Raw genomic sequence first — 18,358 nt, forward strand, 5'->3', positions numbered from 1 at the left:
AGTAAAAAAGAATGCAGATGAACGATTTTATCGATTGGTCAGAAGTAATTTCGCAAAAAATATCCGTTCGAATTAATGGACATTCAACTAGCATTTCTTTAGAAAAACCATTTTTAGACATTCTTAAAGCCATAGCGCACAAAGAAGGGCAGTCTTTAACCTCTATTATCACCAATATTGACAAAAAAAGACCGCAGCAAGTGAATCTTTCAGCTTCATTACGTATTTATGTACTCCAAAGCATTCTCGCCCAACGTCTTTAATAATTTATTCTATCTTTTCTTTTTTGCGCTCTCTATAATATCTATTCAACCAAAGGTGTTGTGGCTTTCTTGAGAAAAGATTTTTTAGACCTAGCACTTAAATCAAAAAAATACTACACAATAAGGTATAATGAATAATTTTTTTGATCACATACCATTTTTTGAAGATGACCCCCTTTCTCGTAAGCACGACAATAATTCTGGATTATCTGATCATGCGACACAAGTAAAAGAAAAAAACCTGTGTGATGCGGACTATCTAAAAAAACTTAATCCTGAACAACGACAAGCTGTCATGAATACCGAAGGGTCTCTTTTGGTGCTTGCCGGTGCTGGTACTGGAAAAACGCGTGTTTTGACTACCCGCATTTCTCACATTTTACGCTCTGGACTTGCCTTCCCTAAACAAATACTAGCTGTAACTTTCACCAATAAAGCAGCGCGCGAAATGAAAATGCGTATTGGTGAACTTATTGGTGAAACTGTTGAAGGCATGCCTTGGCTTGGAACTTTTCATTCCACTGGCGCGAAGATTTTGCGCCGCCACGCAGAACTTGTCGGCTTAAAAAGAAATTTTACAATCCTTGATAGCGATGATGTTATTCGTCTTTTAAAACAACTTATTCAAGCTGAAGGATTGGATGATAAGCGTTGGCCAGCACGTCGCTTTGCAATGATGATTGATTCTTGGAAAAATCAAGGATTTTTACCAGAACATATTTCAGAAAGTGATGCCCATTCCTTTGGCAACGGTATGGGACGCAAACTTTACCGCAGTTATCAAGATCGATTAAAAAATCTTAACGCTTGTGACTTTGGCGATCTGCTGCTGCATTCCATTTCTATCTTCCAAAATAATCCAGATATTCTTCGCGAATATCATTCCAAATTTCGCTATATTTTAGTAGACGAGTATCAAGATACAAATACAGCACAATATCTTTGGCTTCGTCTTTTGGCGCAACGTCCTAAAGATCAAATCGTTAATCTTTGTTGTGTCGGAGATGATGATCAATCCATTTACGGGTGGCGTGGTGCTCAAATTGACAATATATTACGTTTTGAAAAAGATTTTCCTCTCGCAAAAATTATTCGTTTAGAACGCAATTATCGCTCAACATCACATATTCTCAAAACCGCTTCTCATCTTATTTCTCATAACCAAGGAAGGCTTGGAAAAGAACTATTTTCTGATCAAATAAATACTGAAGAAGAAAAAGTAAAAATTCATTCAGCATGGGATTCGAAAGAAGAAGCGCGCGCAATTGGAGAAGAAATTGAACAAGCACAACAAGCTGGTCATTCGTTAAATCATATAGCTATATTAGTGCGTGCATCATTCCAGATGCGTGAATTTGAAGATCGCTTTGTAACACTTGGTCTTAACTACCGCGTTATCGGTGGTCCACGCTTTTATGAACGGATGGAAATACGTGATGCCATGGCTTATTTACGCGTTGTTGTTCAACCAGCAGACGATTTAGCTTTTGAACGCATTATCAACACACCAAAGCGCGGTTTAGGAGATGCGACCTTACGCTACCTTTATGAAAGTGCACGTGCACGCTCTATTCCTCTTTTATCTGCTGCTGCTGAAATAATTGAAACTGATGAGCTAAAACCCAAAGCACGCAGTGCTTTGCGAAACATTGTTGAAGATTTTCGCCGCTGGCAAAGTATGTTGCAATGTACACCTCATAGAGAGCTTTCTGAAATAATCCTCGATGAATCAGGCTACACAGCTATGTGGCTAGAAGATCGTTCTCCAGAAGCACCAACACGACTAGAAAATCTTAAAGAAATGATCCGTTCTATGGAACAATTTGAAAGCCTCCACAGCTTTTTAGAACATGTTGCACTGGTTATGGATTCTGAAAATAATGAAAATATGGATGCGGTCAACATTATGACCCTCCATTCAGCCAAGGGGCTTGAATTTGAAACAGTTTTTCTTCCTGGTTGGGAAGAAGGACTCTTTCCCCACCAACGCTCATTAGATGAAGGCGGACGCTCAGGATTAGAAGAAGAACGACGATTAGCGTATGTAGGGCTGACAAGAGCAAAAAAACATCTGCATATATGGTTTGTATCAAATAGAAGAGTTCATGGGCTTTGGCAGTCTACACTTCCCTCCCGTTTTCTGGATGAATTACCGCAAGAACATATAGAAGTGGTAGAAATGGAAACATCTTATGGCGGTTATGGGAAACCACGCTTTAAGCAGCAAAATCCCTTTTATAATAATTATTCAACACCAAAATGGAAGCACGCACAAAAAAACATTGAAGGGGAAATCATCGCTCAATCAATATCTGATACACCCTCCAATTTTTCAATTAATGATCGAATTTTTCACATAAAATTTGGTTATGGTCATATCTCAGCAATAGATGGTCATAAATTAACTATTATGTTTGATAAAGCTGGAGAAAAGCGTGTGCTCGACAATTTTGTAAGTAAAGCTTAAGTTCAAACAGAGTGAAACCACCTTTCCAAACAGGAAGTTATTTTATCATTTTACTTTGAATGCTATTTCCATTTGCGAATAAAAGTCTCGATCGGCAAATTTTGCATATCAGGCAATGCGTTGTAAATTTTATCAAGCGGCCAATTCCACCAAGTCATATCTAAAAGTGTTTGGATCACATCATCTGAAAAACGCATCCGTAGCCGCTTTGCAGGAACACCAGCGACAATCGCATAAGGTGTAACGTCTTTCGTTATAACAGCGTTGGCACCAATAATAGCGCCATGTCCAATTGTTACCCCCGGCATAATAACTGCACCATGTCCAATCCATACATCATGTCCAACGGTAACACGTTTTGCACAACGCCTTTCACGAAAAGAACTATCTAGCGGCATATAGCGAAAATATTCATTAGGGCGATATGTTATTTTATGCGTTGAAACCCGTTCTATAGGATGCTCTAAAGCATTTACACACACATGGGATGCAATAGAACAAAAACGCCCAATATCGCTATAAATAGCCTCACTGTTTCGTTCAAAATAAGAAAAATCCCCAATGGTTACATCGCGCAAAACCACCCGCTCACTAATTGCCACATAGCGTCCCAATTTACAACCATGTAATCGTGCCGTCGTATTGATACAAGGTTCACTCTCATGAAATCGAAGATCTTTCTGAGTATCCATTCATCTTTCACCAATTGTTTTTCATAGATAACGTGAAAAAACATACCTACTGTGCGAACAAAATCAATCATAAAACAAATATTGCAAAATTAACCTGCTAATGCTAGACTTTCTAAGTATTTTAAGAGGATCAAACTATGAAAAATGTAATACGCATCTTTGGGCTAACAGTCATATTTCTTGCGGGTGTTTTTATCTATGATGCGTTAAACAATAAACCTTTAGGGGATAATTTTATACTTACTGATTCCAACGGTAAAACCGTTACTGAAGCTGACATTCGAAGCAAGCCTGCAGTAATTTTCTTTGGATTTACTATGTGTCCTGAGACCTGCCCTACTACACTGAGCAATCTTGATCGCTGGCTTACAACAATTGGGCCAGAAGCTAATAAATTGGGATTATGGTTTGTTACTGTTGATCCTGAACGTGATACACCAGAAGTACTCCATGATTATTTGAGTAATTTTACCAGTGGAATTACTGGCATCACTGGAGATCCTGAAAAAGTTCGTAAAATGGTGGATTCTTTCAACGTTGTTGCTGAAAAAGTTCCTGGAACGAATGGGAATTATACCTATAATCACACAGCAGCCATTTTTTTACTAAAAAAAGGGGGAAAATTAGCTGGCATTATTCCTTATGATATTCAAGAAAACGACAATGAGTTAAAAGACGACATTGCTATTGAACGGCTAAAAAAACTCGTCTCAAATTAAATTGAAAAATTGCTTTCAGAGAAAAAATGGCATGTCGCAACAAGTTCGTCTGTATTATACTGCTTTCAAAAGTGAAGCAGAGCGACTTTATACTCTTATGGAAATAGCCTTTGACGAAGAAGGATATCCTCTTGCACTCGCAGAGATAGATGAGCGAGAGAGTATACATGAACTTTCGCTTTATGTAGACGACGAAAACAAAAAAAGTGCTTTAGAGCGTTTTGCACACATTCTTTCTACAACCCCTGATAAAATTAATATGGAGATTTTACCCGATATTGATTGGGTTCAACAAAGCTTGGAAGGTTTAACGCCTGTGCGTGCAGGTCCTTTTTTTCTTCATGGAAGTCATAATCGAAACGAAATTCCATCTAATGTTTTGCCTATTGAAATTGAAGCTAATCAAGCCTTTGGTACAGGACATCATGGAACGACAGCCGGTTGCTTAGAAATGATTGCTAAGGTGATGCAAAATGAAAATCCACAAAATGCTCTTGATCTTGGCACTGGTAGCGGTGTACTCGCCATTGGCATTACAATGCTTAAGCCTATTGCTGTACTTGCATCTGACATTGATCCAGTTGCGATTCAAGTTGCAGAACACAATATCCAACTCAATGGCGTAAAAAAATATATCACAGCTATCACAGCGACAAATTTTAACCATGACCAAATTATATCATGCTCACCCTTTGATCTCATTGTCGCTAACATTCTTGCTAATCCTCTCATTGAGCTTGCACAAGAAATGGTACAAATACTTCAAAAAGGCGGATCACTCATATTATCTGGAATTCTTGAAGAACAACATGCTCATGTTTTGGAAGCTTATGTAAAACAGGGTTTAAGGCATATTGAAACATACCACCGTCAAGGATGGGTCACTATACATCTAAAATAAAAGAAAAACGCTGCTATGTATCAATCTTTTGAAGCAACAACAAATCCAGCCTATGCTAAAGAACGTATTTCCTCTCTTCGCAAAGAACTTGATCGCCTCGAGCTAGATGGCTTTCTTGTTCCGCGTACAGACGAACATCAAGGAGAATATGTTCCCCCACATGCTCAACGCCTTAGCTGGCTAACTGGTTTTACTGGATCATCTGGTATCGCATTAATTTTAAAAAACAAAGCCATCATATTCACAGATGGACGTTATAAACTCCAAGTTCGCCAACAAACTGATCCTCATATTTTTGATTATGGAGATCTCGTAACTTGCCCACTATCACGGTGGTTTGAAGAAAATAAGCAAAAACTTTCTATCGGCTTTGATCCATGGCTTCATACCATTGCTGCCACAGATATATTGAGAAAAGCGCTAGAATGTAAAGCAGGCGGAAAACTTATAGCGATTCACCCCAATCCCATTGATCTTATCTGGCATGAGCAACCACAATTACCGCAATCTGCCTTATCAATTCATCCTCTTCAGTATGCAGGCTGCAATACCGATGAAAAGTTAGCATTAATTCGCAAAAATATACAACAAACCAATGCAAATGCTTTTATTTTTACAGACCCTTCTTCTATTGCATGGACATTCAATATACGTGGCAATGATGTTTCTAATACACCTTTTGTCCTTTGTTTCGCCCTCATTCCAATCAAAGAAGTACCTGCCTTATTCATTGATAGTAAGAAGCTTGGTGAAGAACAGAAACGATATCTGGAAAATTATGCAAAATTGTATGAACCAGAACAACTCGTTGCAAAAATCAAAGATTATGTTCAAAAAGGAACAATTTTTGCCTTAGATCCGCGGCTAACATGCGAAAAATTACGCGCTATTATTGAAGAAGAAGGCAGTTCTTTTACTACGCTTACCGATCCCGCAGCTCTACCACGTGCTATTAAAAATACCACAGAACTAAACGGCGCACGCAAAGCGCATCTGCGCGATGGCGTAGCACTTACCCGTTTTTTTGCTTGGTTAGATAAACAAGCACTAGGCACACTAAATGAAATTTCTGCTGCTCAAAAATTAGAAGAATTTCGCATAATGACAGCAAAAGAAATGGGAGAAAAACTTGCAGATTTGTCTTTTGATACAATCTCAGCGGCAGGTGCGAATGGTGCAATTGTTCATTATCGTGTAACTACCCAAACAAATAAACAAATAAATGCTGGTGAACTTTATCTTGTTGATTCAGGCGGACAATATCGCGATGGCACCACAGATGTTACGCGCACAGTAGCAATTGGGAATGTTGGAGAAAAAGAAAAACACTGTTTTACTCTTGTCCTCAAAGGCATGATTGCTCTTTCAACTGCACGATTTCCAAAAGGTACACGTGGACAAGACATTGATGTCCTCGCACGCATCGCATTGTGGAAAGCTGGCTTTGATTATGCCCATGGCACTGGTCATGGAGTTGGATCTTATCTCTCTGTTCACGAAGGACCACAAAATCTTTCACGTTACGGCAATCAAGAACTCATCCCTGGAATGATTATTTCTAATGAGCCTGGATATTATCGCGAAGGTGCTTTTGGTATCCGTATTGAAAATTTGATGATCGTGCAACCAGCACAAAAAATTAACGGTGGTGATATAGAAATGCTATCGTTTGAGACACTCACAAATTGTCCTATTGATCGACGGTTAATCTTACCAGAGCTTTTGACAATCCAAGAAAAGCAATGGCTTAATGATTACCATGCCCATGTTTATCACATGAATGCACCCTACTTAAATGAAGAAGACAAAAAGTGGGCGAAAGAAGCAACAATGCCTCTTTAAATGAATGAGCATACAATTTTACTCTTTTTAAAAACATCACCACTTTTTCTCTTTTTAAGAAAAAGGTGCGTATTTACAATCAAAGGATACAGAAAATTATTTTTTATACAAAGAGCTGTACTTAAAATATTTAAAAATTAATGCTTTCTATAAAAGTAAGATTGATTATACAAACCTAAAGAGAAGAAAAATTATAAACATTCATCATTATAGCATATGAAAAAAAATTTATGCCTCACATAAAATGAACAATAGTGTTGGTATATTCATTGTCCTTTAAAGAAAAAACTAAGCATAATGTCCCTCAATCAACTGCAACCAAGTCTCTTCATCCATAATCTCAACACCCAATTCTTGCGCTTTAGTCAATTTTGATCCTGCTCCAAGTCCTGCCACAAGAAGATCTGTCTTTTTAGAAATAGAGCTAGACGTCTTAGCACCTAATCGCTCTGCCAACGCTTTTGCTTCATCGCGTGACATCCGCTCTAAAGTACCTGTAAAAACAATTACCTTTCCTGCTACTAGTGAATAAGATGTCATAAGAGGCTCCTCTTGAAGAAGCATTACTTCTCTAAGCAGAGCAGACAAAACTTTGCGATTATGTGCTTCTTGATAAAAATCAATAATTGCTTTCCCTACATGTGATCCAATTCCCTCAATATCAGTAAGTTCTCTCCAAGCCTCATTGCCTTCTTCACCGACTTTGTCGCATGGCATAATAGCTGTCATTGCTGCAGTTTCAAAAGCTGTATAATTTTGATAAACGCGTGCAAGACGTCGTGCATTAACTTCTCCAACATGACGAATTCCTAACGCAAATAAAAAACGACTTAAAGAAACTTTTCGGCGAGCATTAATAGCGTCATAAAGCTTACGAACTGAAACAACACCAAAACCTTCCATATTTTCTAAACGGGTCAGAGATTTTTCTTGGCGTTGTTGTAAAGTAAAAATATCGGCTGGTGTATGAATACAAAGCGTCTCATCTTGAACATGAAAGAAGAACTCTACCTGCTTTTTACCAAGCCCCTCAATATCAAAAGCATTGCGTGAAACAAAGTGACGAATACGCTCAATTGCTTGTGCTGGACAAATAAGTCCACCTGTGCATCGGCGCACAGCTTCTCCTACTTCACGAACAGCATGGCTTCCACAGGCTGGACATAGACGAGGAAAAATAAAAGCAGGAGCATCATTTGGACGATTTTCAGCAACAATATCAACAATCTGAGGAATCACATCACCAGCACGCTGCACAACCACTGTATCCCCAACACGGATATCACGCCCTTCACGAATTGGTTCACCTTTATGACCAACACCTTTAATATAATCCTCATTATGCAAACTTGCATTAGTAATCACCACACCACCAACAGTAATGGGTGCAAGACGCGCAACAGGAGTTAATGCTCCCGTCCGTCCTACTTGAATATCAATGCCCTCCAAAAGCGTCATAGCTTTTTCTGCTGGAAATTTATGCGCTATTGCCCAACGTGGCGAACGAGATACAAACCCCAAACGCGTTTGTAGCATCAAATCATTTACCTTATAGACAATTCCATCAATATCATAATTTAAACAATGACGGTGTTCTTCGATATCATGATAATATGAAATAATCTCTTCTATTGTCTTAAAAACTTTTGTTAATGGATTGATAACAAAGCCATATTCTTTTAGCTTGTTCATCATACCCATTTGACTTTTTGCAAATATTTCGCTTACCTCACCACAAGCATAAGCAAAAAAATGGAGCTTTCTTCTAGCGGTTATCCGTGAATCAAGCTGACGCAAAGAACCTGCTGCTGCATTTCTAGGATTAGCAAAAGCTAATTTACTCTTCTCCTGCTGAAGCATATTAAGTGCTTGGAAATCTTCCCTTTTCATATAAACTTCACCGCGAACCTCAATAATATCAGGAAATTCCCCCTGCAAGACCTTTGGAATATCAGAAATTGTCCGCGCATTCGCAGTGACATTTTCACCTACATATCCATCACCACGCGTTGCAGCATGCACAAGCCTTCCTTTTTCATAGCGCAAAGACAAAGATAAACCATCAATTTTTGGCTCAGCAATTATTTCCAAAGCTTGTGTTTCTGGGAGTCGTAAAAAACGACGAATTCGCTCAATAAATTCACTGACATCTTCAAAATTAAACGCATTATCAAGTGAAAGCATCGGCTGTGCATGAACAGATTTTTCAAATTTTTCAGAGACTGGTGCTCCGATTTTATATGAAGGAGAATCTGAGCGAGTTAACTCAGGAAACAGAGCTTCAATTTCTGCATTACGACGACGAAGAGCATCATATTCTGCATCAGAAATTTCAGGCTGATCGTTACTATTATAGAGCACATCATGACGCGCAATTTCTTTTGCTAACCATTCTAATTCATTTTCTGCTTCAAGAGCAGTCAAGTTTTCAATTGCATTCTTTTTCATAAAATTTATTTCAAATTATGGACTATAACCGTAAAAAACCCCACTCTCGTGTCACGAATAAAATCCAAACAAACACGGGACTCATCAGTATCTTTATCGCTTAAATCAACTATATCTGAGTAAGAAGCTTTTGAGCAGCCGCACGTGCTTCCTCAGTGATCCGTTCTCCTGCCAACATGCGTGCAATTTCTTCTGCACGCTCATGCTCTTCCATTTTATGGATAGCTGTAATAAAACATCCTTTATCACGACTTTCACTTTTCGAAATAAGAAAGTGACTACGTGCCTTAGATGCTACCTGCGGTGCATGCGTAATTGCAAACACCTGAACACTTTTTGATAAACACTGCAACCTTTTTCCAATGGCAGCTGCAACAGCTCCACCAACCCCTGTATCAATTTCATCAAAGATTAACGTAGGAGCTGATCCACGGTCAGACAAGACAACCTTTAATGCCAATAAAAAGCGAGATAGTTCACCACCAGAAGCAACACTAAGCATTGGTCCAGCCCGTGTTCCAGGATTTGTCCGAACCCAATACTCAACGCGATCTATACCTTCTGCACTACGTTTCCCAGCATCACTTTGCATTTCAACGATAAATTCTGCCTTTTCTAATTTCAACGCAGGTAACTCAGCCATAACGCTTTTAGACAAGCGATTTGCTGCCTCTCTACGTTTCATCGACAGCGCTTGCGCCAAAGTATCATAATTTTTTTGTGCTTCACGCGCCTCATCTTCAAAACGCTTTAATGTAATCTGAGCTTCCTCAAAATCAACAAGTTCAGTATCCATTTTATCACGCAACTGAGTTAATTCATCCGCAGAAACGTGGTATTTGCGAGCAATCCCCCGAAGAGCAAAAAGACGCTCTTCTATTCGTTCCAATTCACCAGTATCAAAATCCAACGCCCGCATTGCCGCTTCGATACCATCTTGTGCTGTTGCAAGTGCGTGCAATGCATCATCAATGGATTTCACTACAGGTGCAATTAGCGCTTGCGCTTCAGGGATTTTCCGCTCCAAACGTCTCACCAAATTAGAAAGCACAGGAATTGGCGATTTCGAGCCACTCAAAAGATCATCAGCCTCCTTAATATCCGCTGCTATTTTTTCTAACTTAAGCATATCTGCACGGCGAAGAGACAGTGCATCTTCTTCCCCCACTTGAAAATCAAGCTTATCAAGCTCTTCCAAACAAGCACGAAGATAATCAACTTCACGCACAGCATCTTCTACTTTGATACGCTGCTGCTGCAAACGCTCCTCAAATTCACACCATATCCGATAGCACTGACGCAAATTTTCCGTTTCACCCTCCAGCCCACCAAAGGCATCTAATAACTGGCGATGCGTAGTAATATCAACAAGCGCACGATCATCATGCTGCCCATGGATTTCAACTAATACACGACCAACATTCCGCATCAATGTAACACTTGCCACTTGATCATTGATAAAAACACGACTACGGCCATCACTTGATTGCACACGCCGTAAAATAATATCACCTTCATCATCAAAACCATTTTCACGGATAATCTGACGTGCAGGATGTGAAACAGGCACATCAAAAACAGCTGTTACTTGCCCTTGCGTCGCACCATGACGCACAAGCGAAGCATCTCCACGCCCACCAAGAGCCAGTGACAATGCATCCAGCAAAATAGATTTTCCCGCGCCCGTTTCCCCAGTCAAAACCGACAAACCCGCTGCAAAGTGAATATCGAGCGTTTCGATCAAAACAATATTATGAATCGAAAGCTGTACTAGCATATAAAATCAACGTGCCCTATTTTTATCACCACTTAAAGCATTTGATATCCAAGAAGATTTATGCTCTTGTGGTGATACGCTATTTTTTTGTAATAAATTGTAAGACAATCTATACCACTCACTTTTCGGATAATTACGCCCTAAAATAGCTGCCGCTGTTTGAGCTTCCGCAGTTAAACCAAGAGCAAGATTAACCTCTGTTAAGCGAAAAAGTGCTTCCTCAATTTGGTTGGTATCTGAATATTCTTCAATTACCGTACGAAATCTTCTACTCGCAGCAAGATACCGCCGACCTTCTTCATAGTAACGACCAATTTGCATTTCTTTACCAGCAAGCTGTTCGCGCCCAAAACGTATTTTAGCTTTAGCATCCTGAACATACTTAGAATTCGGGTAGCGTTCCACAACAAGTTGCATAGCAGCAATAGCACGCTTAGTGTCCCGCTGATCACGTGTCACATCAGGAATCTGATGAAAAGAAGAAAGGCCAATAATATAATAAGCATAAGCTAAATCATCTGATCCTGGATAAAGAGTAATATAGCGCTGAGCCATGCTAATCGCATCATCATACTTAGCAAGCCGGTAATTTGTGAAAGCACCCATCACTAAAGATTTGCGACCCCAGTCAGTATAAGCATACTGCTTCTCAATCGTAAGAAACTTTTTTGCTGCCTCTTCAAGTTGCCCATTATCAAGATTTACACGCGCCTGATTGTACAAGACATCTGGTGGATCTATTTTCAAAACATATGCAGATGAAGGAAGGGTATTTTTATCTTTAAATAAACAACCTGCCAGCAAAACAGTACACCCTAAAAGTCCCCCACCTAATACTTTGTACACAATATCAGATTTTTTATATGCCATACTTTTAACACATGCATGAAATTTTATCATAGTTTTTTTGGCCTCCAGAGAACATCACCTTGTAGCGAGACTGACTTATAAAAATTCTTATACCACACCACTTAAAAACCCACTAACCAATTTAGTGGCTGAAAATCAATCATCCCCTTAAAAATCAAATAGATCGCAACAAAATCTTTATAATTTTTTTCACTTTACCTATAAATAACCTATCTCGTAACATGATTCGTCTGCTAAAAGAGCTTTAACCAATTGCAAATTGATCCTATGTCCACTGCAATATGAACGAAATAATCCTATAAAAGGTGCTCCAAGCAAAGCAACATCACCAATTGCGTCAAGCATTTTGTGTCGAACAAATTCATTTTTCCAATGGAGACCATCTGGATTTATAATCTGATCATTAAGGTCAATAATAAGAGAATTTTCCAAAGAAGCACCCAATCCCTTCCCAGAAGCCCATAATGTTTCCACATCTTTGATAAAACCAAAAGTACGCGCACGTGATACATCATCTCGAAACCCTTGTGAGGTAAGATCAAAACTAAAATGCTGCTTTCCAATAGCAGGAGAGGAAAAAGAAATCATGACATCAAAACGACACCCATCAAACGGCAAAAATTCTGCAAAACTACTACCTACTTCAACTCGCAGCGGCTTCTTGATAATGAAATAAGAGCGCAACGCACCTTGCTGCACAACACCGACTTCTTCAAAAGCTTGACAATATTGCCACGAAGAGCCATCCAAAATAGGGATTTCCTTATTCGATACTTCAATAGCAAGGTTATCCAGATTATAAGCCGAAATTGCGGCCATCAAATGCTCAATTGTTTCAATTTTTACATTTCCATGTCCAAGCACTGTTGATAATTCAAGTGCTCCTGTCTGTGAGGCATGCGCTTGAAATATTTGCTCTCCTTCCATTTCACAACGCTTAAAAATAATCCCACACCCAACATCAGCTGGACAAATTTTTACCACAGACGAACATCCACTGTGAATGCCATGGCCTTTAAATGTTACTTCCTTTTTAAGGGTAGACTGATATTTTTGCATTAATTTTATCATATTACTTCATTCAACTTTTTGTGCCTTCTAGAATATGAATAAAACCACAACAACTATATCCATAATGAATAACAAACCCGCTTATAAATAATAAGCGGGCTTATATAAAATACAGAAGCTCCTCAAAAAAACACTGCACGTTCCATTGCACAACGCCCTTCTCCAGCCACAAAAGAGGTATAAAAACTTTTCTTCTTGATTACTTTTTCCAAAATTAGTTCGCTTGACGACGTAAAAACGCTGGGATTTCAAGCTGATCTTCTTCACTGACAAAAGTACGCTGATCTTGTGGAACACGTGGATGTAACTCACCAGAACGACGCGGAACATAAACAGAAGCATCTTGAGAAAATGGTTGAGAATTTTTATTATAAACATGAGATTCTTGCTGTTGAGAAGATCTTACCGCAGGTTCTAACCGCGCCTCTTGCTCAGCTTCTTCACGAGATGTCAAGCTCTGCTTCAAGCGTTGCCAAAGATTGCGAGGGCCTTGATCAGTAGCAGATACTCTCTGACTTTCGCCATGAGCAACAGAGGGAAAATCTTTTAAATTTGGCATACGCACAGGCGCTGAACGAGGCTGCATCTGTTGTATTTGCTTTTCACCTTGCCTTACCTCCCCCATCACATTACCGAGAACATGCGCTGCTGCTTCCGTGTTTACTGCTACGTTCATAGACTGCTGCGAAGCACGATTCACCTGCATACGTGGCGCATTTTGCATCTGCCCATGTACAGCACTTGATCCAGAAGGAGCTAAATTCATATTCCGTGCAGGAGTTGTATCTGTAGGCTGTGAAAAAATGCGACTTTTGGGATGAAATTGCTCTTCAGCTGACTTACTCATTTCCATTTCAAGTGCTTCCATCACCTCTACCATTGAATCAGAACGTGATGAAGGAGACTGAGGATGAAAAGAAGTTTGTGATGTTCTAGCATCGCTCTTACGAACTGAAGCTGCAGGTTTCTGTTTAGGATGAGAAGGCTGAACCACATCACTAGCCTCACGGTCAATCCCTGTTGCAACCACTGATACACGAATAACGCCCTCTAATGATTCATCATCAATGGCACCAAAAATAACATTTGCATCAGCATCAACTTCTTCACGAATACGATTAGCAGCTTGATCCACTTCAAATAAAGTCATATCACGACCACCAGTAATGGAAATCAGAAGACCACGAGCACCACGCATAGAAGTATCATCCAACAGCGGATTTGCAATAGCAGCTTCAGCAGCATTCAAAGCACGTCCTTCACCAGACGCCTCACCAGTTCCCATCATAGCGCGACCCATTTCGTGCATAACAGAACGAACATCAGCGAAATCAAGATTAATGAGCCCCTCTTTAATCATCAGATCGGTAATGGAAGCAACACCAGAATAAAGCACTTGATCAGCCATAGCAAAAGCATCAGAAAACGTTGTCTTTTCATTTGCAATACGAAAGAGATTTTGATTAGGAATAACAATTAATGTATCAACAGATTTTTGTAATTCTTCAATACCAATCTCTGCTGTTTTCATACGGCGAGCACCTTCAAACTGAAACGGTTTTGTCACAACACCAACGGTCAAAATACCTTTGTCTCGTGCTGCACGAGCAACGACAGGTGCCGCCCCCGTTCCAGTACCTCCTCCCATACCTGCAGTAATAAAAACCATATGGGAGCCTGCAATATGGTCGAGAATTTCATCAATACATTCATCTGCAGCTGCTTTCCCAACTTCCGGCAAAGCCCCAGCACCTAAACCTTCCGTAACTGCCGCACCAAGCTGGATCACACGTTCAGCTTTTGACATTGCCAAAGCCTGTGCATCCGTATTAGCAACAACAAAATCAACTCCCTGAAGACCAGCATGAATCATATTATTCACGGCATTTCCTCCACCACCGCCAACACCAAAAACGGTGATGCGTGGTTTCAATTCCGCGATATCTGGCCGATGCAGATTAATCGTCATTTTCTTTTCCTTCTCATAAGACATCGCAAGCCAAAGCGATGAAAATTAACTTGACCTGAATAGACTCACTTAAAAACTCTCACGCAACCACTGAGCAACACGCCTAAAACACCCACGCGTACCCATAGACAAATGATTTACCTCAGCCTGTACTGTCTTTTCCTCAAAACCCACTAATTGCGGATAAATTAACAATCCAACAGCAGACGAAAATGCCGCCCCTTTTGCAAGAGAAGGAAGCCTCGAAATACCCAAAGGCCGCCCCACACGAACATTTCTTCCCAATATAGTGCGTGCCATCTCTGGCAATCCCGTCAACTGGCTTGCCCCCCCAGTCAAAATAACACGCTTCCCAATAATGTGACCAAAACCAGAGCGGTTCAAACAATCACGTACCATTTCCAATATTTCTTCAACACGTGCACGAATAATACGACTAAGAACAGCACGTGGATATTGAGTTTCACGATACTCGCTCCCAATCTCTGCCACATTAATCATGCGCCGATCATCAACACTGGCCAAAAGTGCTGAACCATACACAACCTTTAAACGCTCTGCTTCTTGAATAGACATAGAGAACCCACGCGCAACATCAAGGGTCACATGATGTCCACCAACCGCAAGCGCATCTGCATGGACAAACTTTCCCTCAGAAAATACTGAAAATGTCGTTGTCCCACCACCAAAATCAATACACGCCGCACCTAAGTGCGCTTCATCATTAACTAAAACAGAAAGACCACTTGCGAAAGGCGTTGCAACCATTGCTTCAACACTCAAATGCGCACGATTAATGCAAGCTTCTAAATTACGCAAAGATGCTGTTTCTGCCGTTACAACATGCACATCTACACCAAACAATTCCCCCATCATCCCAACAGGGTCAGAAATTCCTTTATCTCCATCCAAAACATAAGATACTGGAACTGAATGCACAACATGACGCTCAACATCAAAAGCTTTGCGCGAAACATCTGCCAATGCCATACGCACATCACGCGTAGTAACTTCACGACCATTCAAACATACCATACCATTAATAAGGGCACTTTGTAATCGACTTGAAGAAAAGTTTACAATCACAGAATCCACTACCAAGCCAGCCATTTTTTCTGCCGCATCAACAGCCAACCGTATTGATTGCTCTGCTGCAAACATATCCATCACAACACCAGATTTAATCCCGCGTGAACGCTGTACTCCAAAGCCTAAAATTTCCATAGAATGCGTACGACCATGTAAATGTTGCGTATGCTTTAAAGGACGCAAACAAGCAATAAGACAAACAATCTTACTTGATCCCACATCGAGAACCGTCAAAAAACGCGTTTTGCGCACCCCTACATGATGTGACCCTAGCAGCATCATAAGCTCCCTGCCTTTCGCGCCTTTAAAACGCGCTCTTCTGCCGCCACAACAACACCACGACGTTCCAATGCCTCATCCGACAAGGAAACTGTAATCCGGTCAGAAAGACGTAAATCAACACTCAAAACATCACGCGAAAAAAGATCTTGTGCCACACCTGTCTCAATAAGAGAAGCAAGTCTTGTCAATGCACCATTTTCAGGCAACATAATGCGCACCCCATTATCTAAGACAAGATCCCAACGCCGATTAGCTACACGAACATAAGCACGAACATGATTATATAATTGCGGATATACCGAAAATGCTTGAATAAATATTTTTGCAGCATTTTGCGCCCCCTGACCAACTACAAGAGGCAACCCCTGCGTCATCCCTCTCTGAAAAGGCACAATTACACGCCCTGTATTATCAACAATATCCACCATACCATCATGTTGCCAAATTGCATATGGCTCACGCTCTACAACTGAAATACGCACGCGATTAGGATAAATTTTCTGAACATGAGCCGACTGAACCCAAGCTTGCTGCTCTAAAACAGAACGCGCCCAATCAACATCAAAAACAAATATTGATGGAGAAACATCAAGTCCTAAAATTTTCAAAATTTTCTGCTTCATTATGCGCTTATTGCCGCTGACATCAACATCGGTAACAACAAAACCAATATCTGATACCGCAGTCTTCATAATCATTTCCATATGACCACTCGATAAAGTTCCATAAAGCAGCGTAACAAAGAAAAAAAGCAAAACCGCGAAAGAACCGAAATGACGAGGCACATGAATAACAGTAAAGACGAATTCGAACATAAATCGAAAAAAGCGACGATAAAGACGCGGCAAAGCTGGCACTGACCGCACCATAGAAAAATTTGCTTTATCAACATTTAACGCATACATGACGCGTCCTCCACCATCCACTGAACGATATCGCTATAAGTACGGCCACTTGCTTTTGCGATATCAGGAAAAAGAGAAGTTGATGTCATACCAGGTTGCGTATTAATTTCGAGCCAAACCAACTCTCCCGTCTCCTCATTAAAACGAAAATCAGAACGGCTAACACCTCGACAACCTATTGCCTGATGTGCCGCTAAAGACATTCTTTGCACCTTTTGGTAAATATTTGGTGAAAGTTGTGCAGGACAAATATGAAGAGAACCATTAGACTTATATTTTGAGTCATAATTATAAAATTTGAAACGCGGCTCGGGGAAAATTTCACAAACATCCAAAACCTCATTTCCTAAAACAGCACAAGTGAGTTCACGCCCAAGGATATATTTTTCGACCATCACTTCATCTGCATAAGCCCACTCATCTCCCACAATATTACGCGGCGGCAAGGTTTCTCGCTCATCTACAATCACAACACCAAAACTTGACCCTTCACACACGGGCTTAATGACATAAGGAGGATCCATGGGATGCGCCCCCTCCACAGCAAAGCGGCTCATCACACAAGAAGGAGCGACAGAAACACCAACATTGGCAACAATAATTTTTGCGCGCCCTTTATCCATTGCCAGTGCTGATGCCATCACACCAGAATGGGTATAAGGAATTTTTAAATACTCCAAAATACCTTGAATACGACCATCCTCACCAAATGGTCCATGCAACGCATTAAAAGCGATATCAGGCTGCAATTTTTCAAGAACAGAAGCAATATGACCATCAACATCCACACGGCTAACACGATACCCTTGAGTTTCAAGAACATCAGCACAAGCAGTACCTGAAGACAAACTTACAGACCGCTCCGAGGAGAGCCCCCCCATCAACACAGCTATATGCTTATCCCTCATAATAACTTATCCTTTTATACTATATATAGACTACATAGAAATCCACAATACCACATACAGAGAAAGATAAAATTTATCCTTGCGAATCAACAGCCTAGCATTGCTCTTAATGAATCAGACTCAGACGCATGACGCAAGAGTTTATCTGTTAATTT

At 40.3% G+C, this 18,358-nt stretch carries 14 protein-coding genes; 5 read left to right on the forward strand and 9 right to left on the reverse strand.

Translation table 11 applies throughout. The features are described from left to right. Window positions 1-11: 11 nt before the first annotated feature. Together V5N67_RS03205 and V5N67_RS03210 are read left to right on the forward strand one after the other, a co-directional pair. A complete protein-coding gene (locus V5N67_RS03205; RefSeq protein WP_332060461.1) occupies window positions 12-263 on the forward strand; it encodes a ribbon-helix-helix domain-containing protein in 252 nt (83 codons plus the stop codon). A gap of 130 nt (window positions 264-393) precedes the next feature. Next, a complete protein-coding gene (locus V5N67_RS03210; protein ID WP_332060462.1) occupies window positions 394-2,730 on the forward strand; it encodes an ATP-dependent helicase in 2,337 nt (778 codons plus the stop codon). Window positions 2,731-2,792: 62 nt separating this feature from the next. Here V5N67_RS03210 and V5N67_RS03215 read toward each other — a convergent pair whose 3' ends face one another. Further along, window positions 2,793-3,422, reverse strand: a complete 630-nt coding sequence (locus V5N67_RS03215) for a DapH/DapD/GlmU-related protein (protein ID WP_332060463.1) — start codon at window positions 3,420-3,422, stop codon at window positions 2,793-2,795. A gap of 137 nt (window positions 3,423-3,559) precedes the next feature. On the opposite strand from V5N67_RS03215, the gene V5N67_RS03220 reads away from it, so the two are divergent. From V5N67_RS03220 to V5N67_RS03230, 3 genes are read left to right on the forward strand one after another with little or no spacing between them, the layout of a single operon-like run. Beyond that, window positions 3,560-4,141 carry an SCO family protein gene (locus V5N67_RS03220; RefSeq protein ID WP_332060464.1) on the forward strand — a complete coding sequence of 194 codons (582 nt, stop codon included), beginning with the start codon at window positions 3,560-3,562 and terminating at the stop codon, window positions 4,139-4,141. A 31-nt stretch (window positions 4,142-4,172) separates the two neighbouring features. Beyond that, on the forward strand, window positions 4,173-5,042 hold the full coding sequence (locus V5N67_RS03225) for a 50S ribosomal protein L11 methyltransferase (RefSeq protein ID WP_332060465.1): 870 nt from the start codon (window positions 4,173-4,175) through the stop codon (window positions 5,040-5,042). Between the two features lie 15 nt (window positions 5,043-5,057). Beyond that, complete coding sequence (locus V5N67_RS03230) at window positions 5,058-6,884, forward strand: aminopeptidase P family protein (protein ID WP_332060466.1); 1,827 nt, start codon at window positions 5,058-5,060, stop codon at window positions 6,882-6,884. Between the two features lie 288 nt (window positions 6,885-7,172). Here the strand turns inward: V5N67_RS03230 and ligA are convergent, their stop codons facing one another. From ligA to V5N67_RS03270, 8 genes are all read right to left on the reverse strand, one after another. After that, on the reverse strand, window positions 7,173-9,332 hold the full coding sequence (gene ligA / locus V5N67_RS03235) for an NAD-dependent DNA ligase LigA (RefSeq protein WP_332060467.1): 2,160 nt from the start codon (window positions 9,330-9,332) through the stop codon (window positions 7,173-7,175). 109 nt (window positions 9,333-9,441) lie between these two features. Continuing rightward, the gene (gene recN, locus V5N67_RS03240) at window positions 9,442-11,109 is read right to left on the reverse strand and encodes a DNA repair protein RecN (protein ID WP_332060468.1); all 1,668 of its coding nucleotides are present in this window, start codon (window positions 11,107-11,109) and stop codon (window positions 9,442-9,444) included. Window positions 11,110-11,115: 6 nt separating this feature from the next. Continuing rightward, window positions 11,116-12,009: an outer membrane protein assembly factor BamD gene (locus tag V5N67_RS03245; RefSeq protein WP_332060469.1), complete on the reverse strand. Its 894-nt coding sequence runs from the start codon at window positions 12,007-12,009 to the stop codon at window positions 11,116-11,118. A 168-nt stretch (window positions 12,010-12,177) separates the two neighbouring features. Next, window positions 12,178-13,050, reverse strand: a complete 873-nt coding sequence (gene lpxC, locus V5N67_RS03250; RefSeq protein WP_332060470.1) for a UDP-3-O-acyl-N-acetylglucosamine deacetylase — start codon at window positions 13,048-13,050, stop codon at window positions 12,178-12,180. Window positions 13,051-13,264: 214 nt separating this feature from the next. Next, window positions 13,265-15,019 (reverse strand): cell division protein FtsZ, encoded by a 1,755-nt coding sequence (ftsZ, locus tag V5N67_RS03255; protein WP_332060471.1) that lies wholly within the window; start codon window positions 15,017-15,019, stop codon window positions 13,265-13,267. A gap of 69 nt (window positions 15,020-15,088) precedes the next feature. After that, window positions 15,089-16,390 carry a cell division protein FtsA gene (ftsA, locus tag V5N67_RS03260; protein ID WP_332060472.1) on the reverse strand — a complete coding sequence of 434 codons (1,302 nt, stop codon included), beginning with the start codon at window positions 16,388-16,390 and terminating at the stop codon, window positions 15,089-15,091. Next, entirely contained in the window at window positions 16,387-17,295 is a 909-nt protein-coding gene (locus V5N67_RS03265) for a cell division protein FtsQ/DivIB (RefSeq protein WP_332060473.1), read from the reverse strand. The genes ftsA and V5N67_RS03265 overlap by 4 nt, the downstream gene beginning before the upstream one ends. After that, the gene (locus V5N67_RS03270; protein WP_332060474.1) at window positions 17,283-18,203 is read right to left on the reverse strand and encodes a D-alanine--D-alanine ligase; all 921 of its coding nucleotides are present in this window, start codon (window positions 18,201-18,203) and stop codon (window positions 17,283-17,285) included. The genes V5N67_RS03265 and V5N67_RS03270 overlap by 13 nt, the downstream gene beginning before the upstream one ends. Between the last annotated feature and the right edge of the window lie 155 nt (window positions 18,204-18,358).

It is taken from the genome of Bartonella rhinolophi (assembly GCF_036576165.1).
Taxonomy (GTDB): Bacteria; Pseudomonadota; Alphaproteobacteria; order Rhizobiales; family Rhizobiaceae; genus Bartonella.